General features: G+C 36.1%; 18 protein-coding genes and 7 tRNA genes. 19 read left to right on the top strand and 6 right to left on the bottom strand.

Translation table 11 applies throughout. The annotated features are described in order from the left end of the window. Positions 1-76: 76 nt before the first annotated feature. Both NWE55_RS03240 and NWE55_RS03235 read left to right on the top strand, forming a co-directional pair. The gene (locus NWE55_RS03240; RefSeq protein WP_155092051.1) at positions 77-928 is read left to right on the top strand and encodes a transketolase; all 852 of its coding nucleotides are present in this window, start codon (positions 77-79) and stop codon (positions 926-928) included. 21 nt (positions 929-949) lie between these two features. Further along, entirely contained in the window at positions 950-1,912 is a 963-nt protein-coding gene (locus NWE55_RS03235; protein ID WP_155092050.1) for a transketolase family protein, read from the top strand. Between the two features lie 122 nt (positions 1,913-2,034). On the opposite strand, the gene NWE55_RS03230 is transcribed toward NWE55_RS03235, so the two are convergent. Next, positions 2,035-3,174, bottom strand: coding sequence for a hypothetical protein (locus NWE55_RS03230; RefSeq protein WP_155092049.1), 1,140 nt, complete (start codon positions 3,172-3,174; stop codon positions 2,035-2,037). Positions 3,175-3,255: 81 nt separating this feature from the next. Here NWE55_RS03230 and NWE55_RS03225 point away from each other — a divergent pair, with 81 nt between their 5' ends. The 3 genes from NWE55_RS03225 to NWE55_RS03215 are packed head-to-tail and all read left to right on the top strand — an operon-like array spanning position 3,256 to position 4,718. After that, positions 3,256-3,648 carry an RNA-binding S4 domain-containing protein gene (locus NWE55_RS03225; protein ID WP_155092048.1) on the top strand — a complete coding sequence of 131 codons (393 nt, stop codon included), beginning with the start codon at positions 3,256-3,258 and terminating at the stop codon, positions 3,646-3,648. Then, positions 3,641-4,228 (top strand): methyltransferase domain-containing protein, encoded by a 588-nt coding sequence (locus NWE55_RS03220; RefSeq protein WP_230381512.1) that lies wholly within the window; start codon positions 3,641-3,643, stop codon positions 4,226-4,228. The genes NWE55_RS03225 and NWE55_RS03220 overlap by 8 nt, the downstream gene beginning before the upstream one ends. Further along, entirely contained in the window at positions 4,221-4,718 is a 498-nt protein-coding gene (locus tag NWE55_RS03215) for a phosphoribosyltransferase family protein (protein WP_155092046.1), read from the top strand. The genes NWE55_RS03220 and NWE55_RS03215 overlap by 8 nt, the downstream gene beginning before the upstream one ends. Positions 4,719-4,737: 19 nt before the next feature. Here NWE55_RS03215 and NWE55_RS03210 read toward each other — a convergent pair whose 3' ends face one another. Beyond that, positions 4,738-5,253, bottom strand: a complete 516-nt coding sequence (locus tag NWE55_RS03210; RefSeq protein ID WP_155092045.1) for a shikimate kinase — start codon at positions 5,251-5,253, stop codon at positions 4,738-4,740. 129 nt (positions 5,254-5,382) lie between these two features. Here NWE55_RS03210 and NWE55_RS03205 point away from each other — a divergent pair. From NWE55_RS03205 to NWE55_RS03180, 6 genes are all read left to right on the top strand, one after another. Further along, a tRNA-Lys gene (locus tag NWE55_RS03205) sits at positions 5,383-5,455 on the top strand. A gap of 27 nt (positions 5,456-5,482) precedes the next feature. Continuing rightward, positions 5,483-5,555: transfer RNA gene (locus tag NWE55_RS03200), tRNA-Lys, on the top strand. A gap of 36 nt (positions 5,556-5,591) precedes the next feature. Continuing rightward, positions 5,592-5,664, top strand: a tRNA-Lys gene (locus tag NWE55_RS03195). A gap of 32 nt (positions 5,665-5,696) precedes the next feature. Beyond that, positions 5,697-5,769, top strand: a tRNA-Lys gene (locus tag NWE55_RS03190). A 124-nt stretch (positions 5,770-5,893) separates the two neighbouring features. Continuing rightward, a tRNA-Leu gene (locus NWE55_RS03185) sits at positions 5,894-5,975 on the top strand. Positions 5,976-6,000: 25 nt separating this feature from the next. Continuing rightward, positions 6,001-6,073 (top strand) — tRNA-Lys (locus tag NWE55_RS03180). A gap of 202 nt (positions 6,074-6,275) precedes the next feature. On the opposite strand, the gene NWE55_RS03175 is transcribed toward NWE55_RS03180, so the two are convergent. After that, positions 6,276-6,488, bottom strand: coding sequence for a flagellar basal body-associated FliL family protein (locus NWE55_RS03175; protein ID WP_155092044.1), 213 nt, complete (start codon positions 6,486-6,488; stop codon positions 6,276-6,278). Between the two features lie 360 nt (positions 6,489-6,848). Further along, positions 6,849-7,925, bottom strand: coding sequence for a DUF6266 family protein (locus NWE55_RS03170; RefSeq protein WP_258204605.1), 1,077 nt, complete (start codon positions 7,923-7,925; stop codon positions 6,849-6,851). A gap of 1,026 nt (positions 7,926-8,951) precedes the next feature. On the opposite strand from NWE55_RS03170, the gene NWE55_RS03165 reads away from it, so the two are divergent. Beyond that, positions 8,952-9,024, top strand: a tRNA-Lys gene (locus NWE55_RS03165). Positions 9,025-9,117: 93 nt separating this feature from the next. Here the strand turns inward: NWE55_RS03165 and NWE55_RS03160 are convergent. Both NWE55_RS03160 and NWE55_RS03155 read right to left on the bottom strand, forming a co-directional pair. Then, a complete protein-coding gene (locus NWE55_RS03160; RefSeq protein WP_155092043.1) occupies positions 9,118-9,639 on the bottom strand; it encodes a DUF4252 domain-containing protein in 522 nt (173 codons plus the stop codon). A gap of 6 nt (positions 9,640-9,645) precedes the next feature. Further along, positions 9,646-9,876 (bottom strand): hypothetical protein, encoded by a 231-nt coding sequence (locus tag NWE55_RS03155; RefSeq protein ID WP_155092042.1) that lies wholly within the window; start codon positions 9,874-9,876, stop codon positions 9,646-9,648. A gap of 143 nt (positions 9,877-10,019) precedes the next feature. Between NWE55_RS03155 and NWE55_RS03150 the strand changes: the two genes are divergently transcribed. From NWE55_RS03150 to dnaB, 7 genes are all read left to right on the top strand, one after another. Then, positions 10,020-11,174: an ABC transporter substrate-binding protein gene (locus tag NWE55_RS03150; RefSeq protein ID WP_155092041.1), complete on the top strand. Its 1,155-nt coding sequence runs from the start codon at positions 10,020-10,022 to the stop codon at positions 11,172-11,174. Positions 11,175-11,185: 11 nt separating this feature from the next. Continuing rightward, positions 11,186-12,190: a FecCD family ABC transporter permease gene (locus tag NWE55_RS03145; RefSeq protein WP_230381511.1), complete on the top strand. Its 1,005-nt coding sequence runs from the start codon at positions 11,186-11,188 to the stop codon at positions 12,188-12,190. Positions 12,191-12,273: 83 nt separating this feature from the next. Continuing rightward, entirely contained in the window at positions 12,274-13,404 is a 1,131-nt protein-coding gene (gene tgt / locus NWE55_RS03140; protein ID WP_155092039.1) for a tRNA guanosine(34) transglycosylase Tgt, read from the top strand. A gap of 32 nt (positions 13,405-13,436) precedes the next feature. After that, positions 13,437-14,510, top strand: a complete 1,074-nt coding sequence (locus NWE55_RS03135) for an LptF/LptG family permease (RefSeq protein WP_155092038.1) — start codon at positions 13,437-13,439, stop codon at positions 14,508-14,510. Beyond that, positions 14,497-15,390 carry a DMT family transporter gene (locus NWE55_RS03130; RefSeq protein WP_155092037.1) on the top strand — a complete coding sequence of 298 codons (894 nt, stop codon included), beginning with the start codon at positions 14,497-14,499 and terminating at the stop codon, positions 15,388-15,390. The genes NWE55_RS03135 and NWE55_RS03130 overlap by 14 nt, the downstream gene beginning before the upstream one ends. A 63-nt stretch (positions 15,391-15,453) precedes the next feature. Then, positions 15,454-16,407 carry an acetyl-CoA carboxylase carboxyltransferase subunit alpha gene (locus tag NWE55_RS03125; RefSeq protein WP_155092036.1) on the top strand — a complete coding sequence of 318 codons (954 nt, stop codon included), beginning with the start codon at positions 15,454-15,456 and terminating at the stop codon, positions 16,405-16,407. 142 nt (positions 16,408-16,549) lie between these two features. Continuing rightward, entirely contained in the window at positions 16,550-18,097 is a 1,548-nt protein-coding gene (dnaB, locus tag NWE55_RS03120; protein WP_155092035.1) for a replicative DNA helicase, read from the top strand. The last annotated feature ends 38 nt before the right edge of the window (positions 18,098-18,135 follow it).

The raw sequence follows: 18,135 nt of genomic DNA, 5'->3' as shown, positions 1-18,135 counted from the left end.
AAGGAGGTACAAAAAGGTAGTAATACGACAAATATGTGCTATATTTGTATAGCAATAAATCATATTATTTAAAGTAATGAAACCAAACACACAACAATTAACTGAGTTAACTACTCAGGTAAGAAGAGATATTCTTAGAATGGTGCATGCTGTTAGTTCAGGACACCCAGGAGGATCTTTAGGATGCGCTGAGTTCTTAGTGACATTATATCAAAGATTAATGGATAGAAAAGAAGGGTTCGATATGGATGGTAAAGATGAAGATATTTTCTTTTTATCAAACGGACATATATCGCCTGTATTCTATAGTGTTTTAGCTCGTAGTGGTTATTTCCCTGTAAGCGAATTAGCTACATTTAGAAAAATCAATACAAGATTACAAGGGCACCCAACAACACATGATCACTTACCAGGAGTGAGAATGGCATCAGGATCTTTAGGTCAAGGACTGTCTGTTGCTTGTGGAGCTGCTCAAGCTAAGAAGTTAAATAACGATAATCACCTTGTTTATGTTTTGTTAGGTGATGGTGAATTACAAGAAGGTCAAAACTGGGAAGCTTTAATGTACGCATCTGCTAAGAATGTTGATAACATCATTGCTACAGTTGACTTAAACGGGAAACAAATTGATGGACCAACAGATAAGGTTTTGGATTTAGGATCTGTAAGAGCTAAGTTTGAAGCTTTCGGATGGGACGTGATTGAACTGAAAGAAGGAAACAATATTGATGCTATTATAAAAGGTTACGAAGAAGCGAAAGCTAAAACAGGAAAAGGAAAACCAGTTTGTGTATTGTTACATACAGAGATGGGGAATGGAGTTGACTTCATGATGGGAACACATGCTTGGCATGGTAAAGCTCCAAATGACGCTCAATTAGAGGAAGCTTTTAAACAAAATCCAGAAACTTCTTTTGGAGATTATTAATCTTATTAAATAGTATTGAAAATGAAAAAATATACAAATACAGGTAGTAAAGATACTCGTTCAGGTTTTGGTGCTGGTTTAGCTGAGCTTGGTAAAACGAATGAGAATGTAGTAGCGTTGTGTGCTGATTTAATCGGTTCATTAAAAATGGAGGAGTTTATCAAGAATAATCCTGAGAGATTCTTCCAAATCGGTATTGCTGAAGCTAATATGATTGGAATTGCTGCTGGAATGACTATCGGTGGAAAGATTCCTTTTACTGGAACTTTTGCTAACTTCTCAACAGGGCGTGTTTATGATCAAATTCGTCAATCAGTTGCTTACTCTGAAAAGAACGTAAAAATATGTGCATCTCATGCTGGGTTGACTCTTGGAGAAGATGGTGCAACACACCAAATCTTAGAGGATATCGGATTGATGAAAATGTTACCTGGTATGACTGTAATTAATACTTGTGATTACAATCAAACAAAGGCGGCGACGATTGCAATTGCAGAGCACAATGGACCTGTTTATTTGCGTTTTGGACGCCCAGTGGTGCCTAACTTCACTCCTGCAGATGAAAAGTTTGTGATTGGAAAAGCGGTGATGTTAAGTGAAGGTACGGATGTTACAATTGTTGCAACAGGTCACTTAGTATGGGAAGCGTTAATTGCTGCTGAAGAATTAGAGAAAAAAGGTATTTCTGCAGAGGTGATTAACATTCATACGATTAAGCCATTAGATGAAGAAGCTATTTTGAAGTCTGTTGCTAAGACGGGTTGTATTGTTACTGCAGAAGAACACAATTTCTTAGGAGGTTTAGGAGAAAGCGTATCGAGAGTATTAGCTTTGAATAATCCACTACCTCAAGAGTTTGTTGCCGTTCAAGATACTTTTGGAGAGTCTGGTACACCAGAGCAATTGATGGAGAAATATGGTTTGAATGCTGCTGCAATCATTGAAAAAGCAGAGAAAGCTATCAATAGAAAATTTAAAAGATAATCGTCATTAGAAATATAAAAAGGAGTAGCGTGAGCTACTCCTTTTTTTTGTGGTATACTATTCTCAAAAAAAAGGAAGTCGTCTATGTAGACGACTTCCTTTTTTGATATATGTAATAATTGTTATTTTAAGTTTTTCCAAACCCATTCACCTTCTTCCATATAAGGGCGACAAGTTCTATCTAAATAGTTTGGTGTATCCGTACACATTTTTAACTTCTCATCATCATATTTATAATGTTTAACAACCCCATTTTCTTTGTATTGTAACTCTAAATAGGTTGGAACTCCATCATTATCATCATCAACATTCAAAAAGTTTGGCGTATTGCTAAAACCGCTTGTCGAATAACTGAAATAGTCTTCCAGTGTTAATTCTGTACCGATTTTTGAAGGATCTACTTCGTACTTTGAAGGGATTCCGTCCAAATCGTGATCTCGCTCTATGGCGTAGTATAAAGAGATATCGACAATAGCAGGCTGGTAACCTTTTAATTTTCCTCCGACAGGATTATTGAATGTATATAGTCCTGATGGGATAATTGCTATAAGTCTACCTGCTTTTCCTTCAACCTCTACACTTCCGTCAGCTCCTGTTTTGATAGACGTAGCTGTTTTGATTAATGAAAGCAGTTGTCTTTCTCCTGATGTTAGTTGAGCAGGACGAGACACTGATTTACCTGTTACTACATTCGAACCATTGTATTCGTGTATTGTCAATGGATAAGAATAATAGTCAGGTTTATAAGGATTTGATACTACTTCGTTATTTAAGTTATATACTTTACTTTTCACATAAGTAGAGTCGATAGGTAGAACATGACTTCCCGTTCCTTCTTCTATGATGAAATAGTTGATTTCGTATTCCTGTACAGCATCGTCAAAGGGATTGTATTCCAAACGACTTACTGCATCCTTCCACATTCCTGTATAAGGGTCAATCGTCTTTGTCGCTATTGGGTTAATACTGTATAAATCGTTTTTAAATTTTATTGTCTTAAATCTTGGGTCATCTTTTAAGATAGGCTCTCCATCGTAGTCTTTACTTTGTATACTATCTAATCTAATTTCTCCTGTTTCCTTATTCTCGTAGATATAGTTATTAGTTAGAAACTTTTCTATATCCGTCTTGTTTTCAGTATAAACTTCAGTACGGTCTCTTAATGGTACAGTTACAGTACCTCCGCTATTGTCATCACTTTTACAGTTAACAAATACTAAGCTTAATGATAATAGACTTAGACCGGCAAAAATTCTCTTCATTTTTTTGACTTATTTTAGTAGTGCAAGATACAATTTTACTTTATTTTTGTATACTTTGTTATTAAAAATTAATATTTTATTATGCGAATTGACAAGTATTTATGGTGTGTTAGGTACTATAAGACTCGAAATATAGCTACAGAAGCTTGTAAAAAGGGGCACGTAACAGTTAATGGTCAAGCCGCTAAACCATCTCGAGAAGTATTCCCTACCGATAAGATAACGTTAAGAAAGGATCAGATAGTATATCAATTGTCAGTTTTAGATATTCCCCAAAATAGAGTAGGGGCAAAACTGGTAGATATTTACCGTAGAGATACTACTCCAGAAGAAGCTTTTGAACACATAGAAATGTTGCGATTAGCCAAGAGTCACTATAGAGCAAATGGCACAGGTAGGCCTACCAAAAAAGATTTGAGAGATATTAATGATTTTTTGGATTACGAGGATGATGAAGATGAAGTTAATGAATAAAGCATATTGGGAACGTAGATATATTGAAGGGAGTGACTTTTGGAATGCAAAAGGAATTACTACCCCGATCAAGGAGTATTTGAATCAATTGACAGATAAGCATATTCGGATTCTGATACCAGGTTTGGGACACGGATATGAGTTAATGTACCTCAAAGAACAAGGGTTCGCTAATGTGGTCGGTTTAGATTTGACAGATTTAGCTGCTCGTGAAACCTTAGAAAAGTTTCCTTTGTTTCCTATTGACGAGGTAGTTTTAGGAGATTTCTTTCAGCATGAAGGTCAGTACGATTTAATATTGGAGCATACGTTCTTTTGTTCATTGCCTATAGCGTTAAGGCCGAAGTATGTTGCTAAAATGAAAGAACTCCTCGCAGTGAATGGGCGCTTGGTTGGTGTCCTTTTTGATTGTGAGTTTGATAGTGTTGATCCTCCTTTTGGAGGCAGTCTAAGTGAATATAAGAAGTTATTTTGCGTTTCGGATCTCAACATTGAGATTTTAGAACCTTGTTATAATTCTATAAAACCCCGAAAAGATAGAGAAGTATTTATAAAAATAGTAAAACAACAACATGACTAAGAATATTATTTTAACGAAAGAGCAGATTGCTTTTAAAACAAAGCGCATTGCTTATCAAGTGTATGAAACCTACGTAGATGAAAAGGAAATCGTTATTGCAGGTATAGCTAATAGCGGTTACATTTTTGCAAAGAAAATCGCTGAAGAACTTGAGCGAATATCTGATATAAAAGTTAGTCTTTGCGAGGTGCGCATTGATAAGCAAAGTCCAATAAATCCAATTGAAACTTCTATCTCTGCGTCAGAGTACCAGGATAAAGCAATCTTGTTGGTTGATGATGTACTTAATTCAGGAGCAACGTTAATTTATGGTGTAAAACACTTTTTAAACGTTCCACTAAAGAAAATGAAGACTGCTGTACTCGTGGATAGAAATCATAAAAAATATCCCGTTAAAGCGGACTTTAAAGGGATATCTCTTTCAACTTCTCTATTGGAACACATTCAAGTTGTTTTTGACAAAGAAGAGGAATACGCATATTTAAGTTAATCCAATTATCTTGTTTTATTTATAATAGTGCTTTGATATCAGTGACAATCTCATTGACGGACTTATCGTCAATTGAGATAATATGTTTTGCTTGATAGTAAAAGTAGCTACGGTCAAATAGATGTTTGGCAATAAAAGTTTCGAGAGTATCGTCTGTATCTTGATTTAAGATAGGGCGATGCTCTTTTTCTTTTTCTAATCGATTGGCAAGCGTCTTTATTGAACCTTTCAAGTAAAAAGACTTGACATCTTCCCTTTGTAATACTTCGTGGTTATTTGCATAGCAGGGTGTGCCTCCTCCTAAACTGAGAATTACATTTTGGGGTAGATCTATAATTTCGCGAAGAGCAAGGTGTTCTAATTTTCGAAAATGAATCTCTCCTTTGTTTTTAAATATAGCACTAATCGAAGTTTGCTCTTTTTGTTCGATATAGTCGTCTAAGTCTATAAAAGGGAAAGATAAGTCTTCGGCAAGTTTTTTACCTATGGTTGATTTTCCTGAGCCCATATAGCCTACAAGGATAATTTTTTTCATAAAAATAAGGAGTTGTTATATAGTAAGTTAGGGGATAATTTGAAATTAAGGGCAAAAATAAAACAAATATGTCATGGATTTTAAAAAAAACGTTCTATATTTGCACCCGCAATTAGGAATTGAAATAACGACTCGATAGCTCAGTTGGTAGAGCACAACACTTTTAATGTTGGGGTCCTGGGTTCGAGCCCCAGTCGGGTCACAATTACAATTCAAGTCTAATCGCAATGACTCGATAGCTCAGTTGGTAGAGCACAACACTTTTAATGTTGGGGTCCTGGGTTCGAGCCCCAGTCGGGTCACAAATACATATTGGCATTTTCAGAGATTAATAAATTGACTCGATAGCTCAGTTGGTAGAGCACAACACTTTTAATGTTGGGGTCCTGGGTTCGAGCCCCAGTCGGGTCACGAAAGTAAGAAATCTATTTATTGAAAATGCCGACTCGATAGCTCAGTTGGTAGAGCACAACACTTTTAATGTTGGGGTCCTGGGTTCGAGCCCCAGTCGGGTCACAAAGATAAGAAGCTACTCAGTATGAGAGTAGCTTTTTATTTTCAAAAAGAGTAAGCTTTGGCTTATTTGAAAAACTACCTTAACTCTCCTTTGTCAAAAGGAAAGTTGGTTGTAACAGATTACGGCCACGTGGAGGAATTGGTAGACTCGCCATCTTGAGGGGGTGGTGTCGCAAGACGTATGGGTTCGAATCCCATTGTGGTCACTATAAAAAAAAGAATTACATAATTGACTCGATAGCTCAGTTGGTAGAGCACAACACTTTTAATGTTGGGGTCCTGGGTTCGAGCCCCAGTCGGGTCACATCGTGGAAACGAGATACAGCTACTGTATCTCGTTTTTTTGTATATCATAGGTTTGCGCTCGACTGTATAATACCGTTATGTATGTTGACTTAGTGCAAAGTCAAGTGATACTGTATCTATAAAAAAACAAAGAGAGTCACTATGTAGTAACTCTCTTTGTTTTTTCTTGCGCAAGAACAATTCTTTAAAATAGAACATATCTATTGTTGATCTTCCGTTTTTTCCATGTTATCTTGTGTAACTTGAGGAGGAACTTGTTGTTTCTCTTGTTCATCTTCAGTATCAGGTAGCTTAGGTGAGCCTCCCATGAACATGAATAAAGCAATAACTAATCCCACACATACCAATGCAAATATGATAATCATTAATGTACCATTGGCAAAGTTGTAAAGAGGTAAGTTTTGTAGTGCCATAACTTGTTTATTTTTGTTATTTTAACACTAAGGTAGTTATATTTTTTAACATTTAAAATGATAATTATCATATCGATAGTTATGGTCGCTTGTTTTCATTTTATTGATGTTCTGTTGTGTAGTGTAGTATAAGGCATTGAAGATGAAATCTCTCCATTTGTTAATTTTCCGAAATTGCCTATTTATTTTTTGTTAACGAAAACAGATTGAGCGATAAGATATCGCTCAGACAAATTAAAGGATAAATATTGATATTCCCTTTCTAAAGGATGTACTATCTCAGAAGGAAATCTATTTATTGAACTTTACAAAATAGGGATAAGAGGCTGTGTTCCGAATGACTCGTTTACACAAACTATTTCACTCTCGTTGTTCTTCCCTCATTTTGGTCATCATACTATTAGGGAGCTCTTGAGCGTTCAATGTGTTTTCTGTGTACTGAGGGGAGTTTGTTCGACTGATCTGGTTCTTGTTTTTAGGAGTTACTTTTTTAATTTTTCGAATTAGACCAAAGGGGACGTTTGGGCTGACCTCTTTTTTGTCTTGTTGCTCTGTAATAACAGAAGGAGTGTGTTTGCTCGTATCGATGTTAGTCTTTGTTTGGCTGACTTCGGTATGCTTTACTTTAATCGTTTTGTTTACCTCCTTTTTCGCTTTGGCGTTTTTGACTGTTGAGTGTGGTTTAGGAGTGGTTGTTGTAGTTGAAGCTTTTGTGTGATTGTCAGTTGCTTTATTTTCGTTGTCTATTTGTGTTGTTGTTTTTTCTATGGGTAATTCTTCTGAATTTGCATTTAGATCCAATACACCGTGAAAACAACTTGTACTGTGAACACTGCCATCTTGGGCTTTCCACATACTCCACAAGTAAACTCTACCCGTAGTCCATTGTTCAGGTAGATTAAAGTGAGCATATTTGTCTCTGCGCTGTGCGATAGCTGTGATAGGGATGAACTGATCTAAATCTTCGTGATAGGCCATGATCGTAAGTTGATCTGTATCTAAAGCGAGGGGATTAATTAGCGCATTGTCCCATTGCACTTTTAGCTTGCCCGTTTTTAATCGGTTGATTTTTTTGATCACAGCAGGAGCGAGTACGCCTATGGAGAGCAATACTTTTTCGATATTGATATACTGTGTGTTTTCGTGTTCGACAACTCCTTGTTTCATTAGCCTTGAAATCATTTGCTCTTTTCCGTTCAACCATTTTGTTCCTACGGCTATAGGTGGGCAGTTTGCATTGACAAACTCTTTGAATCGACTGCAAAAGGAAGAAACCAAGCTCATCTTGTCCCATTGTTTGAGCTGTGTTTCTGTGGCTTTTTTCTTCGATTTTGTCGGTTTTGATCTCAGTATATTTCTACCTCTCCACTTTACTCCAACTACAGATGCAATCTTGCCTACTAAGGGTCCTAATATTCCTTCTTTTATTTCTGCCATGGCCTTGTCTTTTTTTGAATATTATAAGGTATAAAATGCTTAGATACGGTAGTTTCACAAATAAAAGAAAATTGAAAAAGTTGCTTGCTTTACTTTGCTGGGCTTGAATGGAATTTGAACTTGTAAAGAAGGAAATCAAAGAATGGTATAAGGCAAGTAGGTGGATATTTCACGAGGGGATGCGGTTGATGATCTGGCATTATTTGTTATCAATAAGTAATCTACAAAGGGAGGATAGAAGGACAAAAGGCTTGTTTTGCCTGTTATAGTCCTATCATTGTCCTAAGAATGTCCTATAATCTTGCTTGAATGCCTTCTGTTGCTGCGATGAGAATGGGTGTTTCTGAAAAGGGAATTTTGAATAAATTGATGTAATGTGTTTATTTGTAGTGGTTTAGATTTTGTTTTGATTGCGAAAAAAAATACTTTTTTTTGCATTACAGGTTGTTTGAGGAAGCTTCCTGCCTTCAATAGTGTAAAAAAAGATGGGAAAAAGGAGGGGAATTGAAAAAAAAGGAGGGAATTAACCTCATTATTTTAAAAATGGAGTAGAAATTTTAAGGAGATACGGCTTTGAACTTCGGTAGTCATTTGTAGGTGTCTTGTAGTGTTGAGGTGACTGTAGTTGGTTGAAAGTTGTAAGGGGTGTTGCCGAAACAAGTGAGATAGAAGGGATGAGGTTGGATATGAGTTGGTAATTGAATGAATGCTCTTTTGTTGGGATAGAGTGACTATTCAAAGGTGTTGTGTTTTTGACTTTTGTTTATTTTCTCTCTTTTTATTTGTAGTTGGGAGAGGAAGGAGATCCTTATGTTTTCATTTTATGGAGCTACTTTATCTTTTGTACAATCTATGATTTAAAATATTTACAGCAGGTAAATATTATTATTTCTTCTAATGCTTAAAAACTAAATAGTTAGGTCTGGAGTGTTGTAAATGCTGGGAAAAATATAAATAAAATGTTTGGATGGTATTCAAAAAGGTTTACCTTTGCACAGCAATTGGGAAACAAAATATGTTTTCAATGACTCGATAGCTCAGTTGGTAGAGCACAACACTTTTAATGTTGGGGTCCTGGGTTCGAGCCCCAGTCGGGTCACAAGCATAAAGCCATCCTAAAAGGATGGCTTTTTTTGTTATATATGAGGTATTGTTTATACAGCATAAAAAAAGCACCATTCGGTGCTTTTGATTATTTGAAAGAATCTCCTACAGGTAGATTCATTTTGTTTGTTAGTGCTGATATTTCATTTATACTGAAACTGCCTTGCAAATACATGATGCTATTTTCTCCCTTGCTGCTGTCTTGATTTAACATAACCAATTCATTGACATTCGTAGCACTGCCGTCTTTGTTAATATAGATGGTTACTTCAGCGCCATTTTTATTACTTGACGAAAATTGTTTTAGGCCTTTTTTAGATGCATAGTCAGCTACAGCAGTTGTCATTTTACTTTTGCTTGCATCGTTTTTAGTGTGAAAAACACGAAGGTTGTCAAGCTTTTTTATCAAGTTAAAATAAGCTTTATCTTCTTCGCTCGATTGATTTACTTTGACGTTGCTCATCATTTCAAACATCTTCTTGTTTACGATGACATTATTAACCTGTTTGTCTTTTTCAAATTCCGAAAAAGCTTCTTGTGCAAAGAAGTTTAGCGAAAATCCAAAAACAAATAATAAGGTTATTATCGCTTTTTTAATGATATACTTCATAATGTTTTATTTTGTAGTCTGTTTCTTATCGAGTGTTTTATTCAAATTCAAAGAAAGGTTATTCAATATTTCTTTGCACTCATTGAACGCAGTTTCTGGGTTAGTGAATGTACCATATTCTACTTTAGGCTGTTGTTTGACTTCTTTTTTACAAGCTTGCAAAGTAACAGCAAAGAGCAAAATAGCTATACACAATAATGCTTTATTCGTATATATTAGTTGTTTTAAGTTTGCCATAGATAATACAATTATATATAAAAGTAATGAGATTTTTAATATAAATTATTCTTTTCGTCATAAATTACAATTATCAGGAGGTGTAATTGCTTCAAAAGTCTAAGAAATAATTCTACATTTGTGAAACAAACCATTGATTTTATATGAAAAAAGGAATAGTAATTACACTTAGTGTATTATCAGTTTTATTTGGTTTTACATCATGTAAAAAACAAATAGCACGAGGAGATGTTCAACGTGAGAATATTTTTAGTGGAACGACTTCCATTGCTTATGCTAAAGGGTTAGAAATTGAATATCACGAAGATTATTCCCTTGTAAATATATCACAACCTTGGGCAGGGAGTAGTAAGACTTATAGTTATGTATTAGCTAAGAAAGAGGCTGTTTTACCTGATTCATTAAAGAACAGACAGAGGATTGAAGTACCTGTCAAGGATATTGTCGTTACTTCAACAACGCATATACCAGCTTTAGAATTATTGAATGAAGTAGGTACATTAAGAGGTTTTCCAGGTTTAGACTATATTTCTACTCCTGTTGTACGTCAATTGATCAATGAGGGGAAAGTAAAAGAGTTAGGGTCGAACGAGAGCTTAAACACGGAACAAGTAATTGATTTGGAACCTGGGGTGGTAGTGGCTTTTGCAATGGACGATAGCAATAAGAGTTTACAGACAATTGCTCAAAGTGGCATTGCAGTTTTGTACAATGGCGATTGGGTAGAGCAAACTCCATTGGGTAAAGCGGAATGGATCAAGTTATATGGTGTTTTATTTGACAAACGTGAAAAAGCTGAACGCTTATTTACAGAGATTGAGGAGGAATATCAAAATGCTTTGAAATTAGTAAATGATATAGTTGTTCAGCCAACGGTGATGAGTGGTGTTATGTACCAAGATGTGTGGTATATGCCAGGAGGAGGCAGCTGGGCAGGTATCTATTTCAAAGACGCTGTATCTGATTACTTGTGGAAAGACACTGAGGTAACAGGTAGTCTTGCTCTGAGTTTCGAAAGTGTATTCGATAAGGCGAAAGACGCTGAATATTGGATCAATCCAGGGCACTATGAAACATTGGCACAATTGAAAGAGGCAAATCCTCATTACGCCAATTTTAAATCCTTTCAATCGGGCAAGGTGTTTTCTTTTGCACCTACCAAAGGTAGCACGGGAGGAACTGTCTTTTATGAATTAGGACCTACGCGTCCTGATCTTGTATTGAAAGATTTAATCTACATTTTTCACCCAGAGGTTTTACCCGGGTATGAGCCTGTGTTTTACAAGCAGTTGAAATAATGATGAAAAAAATGATAGCCCTCCTTTTATGTTTCTCAATCTTTGTGGTATTTATATTGAATATTTCCACAGGGACAATTCGCATACCCTTTGATTCGGTTGTAGCGATATTGTTGGGGGATGAGGAAATGAAGAGTACTTGGCGCTATATTGTATTGAATTTTCGCTTACCCAAAGCTTTAGTAGCTATGCTGGTAGGGGTTGCTTTGTCAGTAAGTGGTTTGTTAATGCAGACCCTTTTTCGAAATCCGATGGCAGAATCTTATGTGTTAGGGGTTAGCTCTGGTGCAGGTTTAGGTGTTGCTATATTGTTTTTGGGGAGTTCGATTTTACCTGCAAGTCTGGTTTCTCTGTTATCTTCTACCTACGGTGTTGCTATTATATCTATTTTAGGGAGCTTCTTATTACTGCTTTTAGTTTTGAGTGTGTCTTATAAAGTTAAGAATACTGCGACAATTCTAATTGTGGGAATTATGTTCGGGAGTTTTGCCAATGCTGCTATTAGTATACTGACTTTCTTTAGTTCAGCAGAGGAAATCAAGCGATTTACTTTTTGGGCCTTGGGTAGCTTGGGCAATTTAAGTTATGAAGTCATTAGCTTTTTTGCCTTTGTTGTACTGATAGGTCTATTGGGAGCTTTGTCGTTAGCAAGGGGACTTGATGCCTTATTACTTGGAGATAATTACGCTTCTTCGATGGGGATAAATTTAAAGTTAACGCGCAATAGCATTATTGTAGTAACGGCTTTGTTGGCTGGTGTATCCACAGCATTTGTAGGACCGATAGCTTTTGTAGGGTTAGCAGTTCCGCATATTACGCGTATGCTATTTAGAGTAAATCAGCACCGAAGTTTGATCTATTATTCGGCAGGTATAGGGGCAATATTGATGTTGCTTTGTGATATGCTAACACAGATAGGAGGAGATCATTTTTTGCTGCCTATTAATGCAATAACGTCACTTTTTGGAGCTCCAATTGTAATTTGGTTGTTGTTGAAAAGCAGGGCTTATTTATAGGGTGAATGACAAATGATAAAAATAAATTAATATTGTTCGCTTAGATTGTTTTACATTATCTTTGCGAGTTGTAAATAATTAATATGAAGTTCGATTTATTACAGACAGATGCACAATCTCGTGCGAGAGCAGGTAAGATAACGTTAGATCACGGTGTAATAGAAACACCAATCTTTATGCCAGTTGGAACTGTTGCTACAGTTAAAGGTGTTCATCAAAGAGAGTTAAAAGAGGAAATAAACCCAGATATTATCTTGGGGAATACATACCATTTATACTTGCGTCCAAAAATGGAAATTTTAAAGGCAGCAGGTGGTTTGCATAAATTCATGAATTGGGATAGAAATATCTTGACGGATAGTGGTGGATTTCAAGTTTATTCTCTGTCATCTAACAGAAAGATTAAGGAGGAGGGTGTAAAATTCAAATCGCATATCGACGGTTCATATCACTTCTTTTCACCAGAAAGCGTTATGGAAATTCAACGTACGATTGGAGCAGATATCATTATGGCTTTTGACGAGTGTACGCCTTATCCGTGTGACTACAGATATGCAAAAAGATCGATGCACCGTACACATAGATGGTTGGACAGATGTGTTGATCACTTGGCTAAAGTTCCAGAGATGTACGGATATTCTCAAACGTTATTTCCGATTGTACAAGGAAGTACATTTAAGGATCTACGCGAGCAATCTGCGGAGTATATCGCTAATGTAGGGGCAGAAGGGAATGCTATTGGTGGATTGTCTGTTGGAGAGCCAGCAGAAGAAATGTACGCAATGACTGAATTAGTATGTGGTATATTGCCAACAGAAAAACCTCGTTATTTAATGGGGGTTGGTACGCCGATTAATATTTTGGAGAATATCGCATTAGGAGTAGATATGTTTGACTGTGTAATGCCGACGCGTAATGCGCGTAACGGAATGTTATTTACAGCACATGGATCTATCAATATTAAGAATAAAAAGTGGGAGGCAGACTTTTCACCTATCGATGAGAATGGCTATACATGGGTAGATACGGCTTACTCAAAAGCGTATTTACGTCACTTGTTTGCAGCAAACGAATCGCTGGGGAAACAAATTGCAAGTATCCACAATTTAGGTTTTTATCTATGGCTTGTGCGTGAAGCTCGTCGTCAGATATTAGCTGGAACTTTCACAGAGTGGAAGAATAAGATGGTAAGACAAATGGATCAACGTTTGTAATATAGTATAGAAAAAGATCTAATTAGCAAGGTATGAAGATTATTGATTGGTATATTCTTAAGAGGTATTTAGTAACATTTACTGTAATGTTATTATTGTTTGTACCTATCGGAATAGTTATCGACGTTTCAGAGAAAGTAAATAAAATGATAGACAAGCAAGCTCCTCTGTTAGAAATATTGCAGTATTATCTCGACTTTACGATTTACTTTGCTAATATGCTTTTTCCCATATTTTTGTTTATCTCTATCATTTGGTTTACTTCCAAATTGGCTAATAATACAGAAATCGTCGCTATTTTAAGTTCTGGGATTTCGTTTAATCGCTTTCTAAGACCTTATTTTATTGGAGCTACCTTGGTTTCTTTAATGGCTATGTTTATGGCATTTTATTTAGTGCCTAAAGCAAGTGCAGGATACAATGATTTTAGATATAAATATCTGACGAGAAGTGAGGCTCGGGAATCTCAGAATGTTTATAGGCAAATTAGTGCAAATGAGTTTATTTATGTAAGTAGTTTTTCGTCGACAACAAAGACAGGTTTTAACTTTATGATGGAGGAGATGGATGGCAATAAGTTAAAGACAAAAATTACAGCAGAACGCATTGTATGGGATCCGGAGGCAGAAGTTTATATGTTGCATAAATATGCCAAGAGAGAGGTAGGCGCAGAAGGAGATGAAATAGAAAGAGCAGACAAGAAGGAACTGAAGTTAGATTTTGACTTAGATGATTTAACTCCTGTTGTTTATGCTGCTGAGACGATGCCCTTGCAACAGCTTAGAAACTTTATCGCTAAGGAGCAGGCAAGAGGATCATCGAATATAAATATCTATTTAGTCGTATTATACAAAAAGTACAGTGTACCTGTTTCTGCTTTTATTTTAACGATCATTGCTGTCTCTGTATCTTCTATGAAACGCAGAGGTGGGATGGGAATCAATTTAGCTATTGGTATCTCGTTAGCTTTTATATACGTGTTTTTTGACAAGGTATTTAGTGTTTTAGGAGAGGCATCGAGTATTCCTCCTATTGTTGCTGTTTGGATACCAAACGTTGTATTTGCTATTTTAGGTTTATTTTTATTGAGAAATGCTCGCAGATAATATTAAGAGTTACTTCTACCTTCATATAATTGTCTTTATATGGGGTTTTACAGCGATTTTAGGTCAGTTAATTACTTTAAGTGCTTTGCCATTGGTATGGTATAGGATACTTATTGCAGTAATTACTTTGCTCGTTGTATTTGCATTTCGCAAGCAAACACTTCGCGTTAGCAAGAACAAATTGTTGCAGTTTTTAGCTGCAGGTGTTGTCATTGCCTTACATTGGCTCACTTTTTTTTGGGCGATTAAAGTTTCTAATATTTCTATTACGTTAGCTTGTTTGTCAACAGGAGCATTCTTTGCATCCTTGTTAGAACCTATATTTTACAAGCGAAAAATAGATTATATAGAGGTATTTCTCGGCTTAATTGTAATTGGTGCTTTGGTGTTGATTTTTAGTGTTAGCACTGAATATATTGAAGGGATAATATTGGGACTTGTAGCCGCTGCTCTTTCAAGTTTGTTTTCCATAATTAATGGTAAGTTAGTAAAAGATACGGCCGCGCCTATTATCACATTCTATGAAATGTTAGGAGGATTGTTGATTCTCAGTATTTTCTTAGCTGTGACAGGAGGCTTTACTTACGAATTTTTTCAAGTGAGTGAGATTGACTGGTTCTGGTTAGTGGTTTTAGGCGTGTTTTGTACAGCCTTTGCCTTTTTGGGATCAGTGTATATATTAAGAGATTTGAGTCCTTTTACAGTAATGCTCACGATTAATTTAGAGCCTGTATATGGAATTTTATTAGCATTGTTAATCTTTAAAGATGACGAGAAAATGAATGCGACTTTTTATTTTGCTGCCTCGTTAATTCTTTTGACAGTGATAATCAATGGTATTGTAAAAAATAGAAAAAGAAGAAAACTTGCAGTGAAATAGGTGTTCTATTAGTAGAAACTTATATCTTTGTAAATCATAATTGAAACTAAAACCTATTCATAAATGGAATATTTAGATTTTGAACTTCCAATTAAAGATCTTGAGGAGCAATTAGTAAAATGTACGTTGATCGGTGAAGAGTCAGAGGTAGATGTAACGAGTACTTGTAAGCAAATTGAGAAGAAACTTGCTGAAACGAAAAAGAATATATATAAGAACTTAACGCCTTGGCAAAGAGTTCAATTATCAAGACATCCAAATAGACCTTACACAATGGATTATATCAAAGCACTATGTGGAGATACTTTCCTTGAATTGTTTGGAGATCGCAATGTAAAAGACGATAAAGCAATGATCGGTGGTCTTGGAAAGATTGGTAATCAAAGTTATATGTTCGTTGGGCAGCAAAAAGGATATAACACGAAGACAAGACAATACCGCAATTTCGGTATGGCTAATCCAGAAGGTTATAGAAAAGCATTGAGATTAATGCAAATGGCTGAGAAGTTTAATATTCCAGTTGTTACATTAATCGATACTCCGGGAGCATATCCAGGATTAGAAGCTGAAGAAAGAGGACAAGGAGAGGCAATTGCGAGAAATATCTATGAGATGTTCCGTATCAAAGTGCCGATTATTTGTTTGATTATTGGTGAAGGAGCTTCTGGTGGAGCTTTGGGAATTGGTGTAGGAGATAAAGTTACTATGCTTGAGAATACTTGGTATTCTGTAATTTCGCCTGAGTCATGTTCTTCTATTTTGTGGAGAAGCTGGGAGTATAAAGAGCAAGCAGCAGAAGCACTGAAGTTAACTTCATTTGACATGAAGAAAAACAAATTAGTAGATGATGTTATTGCTGAACCTCTTGGAGGTGCACACTCAGACAGAGAGGCTACATTCAAGTCAGTAAAAGAATACATTGAGAAATCATATGCTGAGTTGAGTAAATTGTCAGTTGATAAATTACTTGATAAACGCATGGAAAAATATTTTGAAATGGGAGAATACAAAGATTAGTACTCTTTCTATTTTTATAAACAATTTAATCCGAGATACTGTCTCGGATTTTTTTTATTATCAACAGTTTTGTTTGAGTTGTTGATATTATGTGCTCAAAAAAATGATTTATTAATCTTTAAAAAAGGTGTATTTTCGCAATATGGAACAAGCAAAAGATATACGACCAATGAAATCTTTTTCTAAAGATGTGATTGCTTTAGAGAAAGGAAAATTACCGCCTCAAGCAATTGATTTGGAAGAGGCAGTATTGGGAGCAATGATGATTGATAAGAAGGGAATTGATGAGGTAATCGATATTCTTCAACCTGAAGCTTTTTACAAAGAGGCGCATAAGTATATTTTTGAAGCAATTGATCAATTATTTGTGAGTAATCAACCTATTGATTTACTTACCGTGTCAACGCAATTGAGAACTAATGGCAAATTAGACTTGGTTGGAGGGGACTATTATTTGGTTGGGTTAACGCAGCGTATTACTTCTTCAGCTCATATTGAGTTTCACTCGAGAATCATTCTTCAGAAATTCATTCAACGCAGTTTGATTCGCATTTCTAATGAAATTATCGAGGATGCATACGATGAGACCAGTGATGTTTTTGACTTATTGGATAAAGCAGAGGCAAAACTGTATGAAGTGACCCAAGGTAATATTAAAAAGAGTTCTGAAACAGCGCAGTCTTTAGTCGCTCAAGCTAAAAAGCGAATAGAGGAGATCAGTACGAAAGAAGGTTTAAGTGGTATACCTACCGGTTTTCACAAATTAGATGATTTGACTTCTGGATGGCAACCAAGTGACTTGATTATTATTGCCGCTCGTCCAGGTATGGGGAAAACGGCATTTGTATTGTCGATGGCTCGTAATATTGCAATAGATTCTGGTGCTGGTGTGGCTTTCTTCTCTTTGGAGATGTCTTCGGTACAGTTGATCACTCGTTTGATATCTTCAGAAACAGGGCTATCTTCTGAAAAATTGAGAACGGGTAAATTAGAAACTCATGAATGGGAGCAATTAAACGTGAAAGTGAAAGATCTGGAACGCGCTCCATTGTATATAGATGATACTCCTTCCTTGTCTATCTTTGATTTACGTGCCAAAGCAAGACGTTTAGCTTCGCAGCATGGTATCAAGTTGATTATTATTGACTATTTACAGTTGATGACCGCCGGAGGTAATCAAAAAGGGGGAGGAAACCGTGAACAGGAGATTTCGACTATTTCTCGAAACTTGAAAGCTTTGGCGAAGGAGTTAGACATCCCTGTAATAGCCTTATCTCAGTTGTCCCGTGCGGTGGAGACAAGGGGGACTTCAAAGCGCCCATTGTTATCGGATTTAAGGGAGTCAGGTGCGATTGAGCAAGATGCGGATATTGTTTCGTTTATCTATCGTCCGGAGTATTATAAGATTGATGAATGGGATGATGAGTTAGGAGGGTCTACTACAGGACAAGGAGAGTTTATTGTTGCGAAACACCGTAATGGTGGTCTGGATAATATTAGATTAAAGTTCTTAGGTCATTTTGGTAAATTTGACAATCTGGACAGTGATCTTTCATCTTCGGATGTTTTTGGCTCATCAATGAATACGAATGAGGGGTATGGTAACTCACGTAATTTTGCCAACAGTTTACCTCCTGCAGATGATGTTTTTGGAAGATCAAGTATAAATGATGACGATGTTCCGTTTTAAAAGACGTAGGATATAATCAATAAAAAAATCCTCATTCT

The organism is Myroides albus (genome assembly GCF_024722315.1).
Classification (GTDB): Bacteria; Bacteroidota; Bacteroidia; order Flavobacteriales; family Flavobacteriaceae; genus Flavobacterium; species Flavobacterium album_A.
The sequence above is the reverse complement of the archived record's forward strand: the minus strand, read 5'-3'. Positions and strand labels throughout refer to the sequence as shown.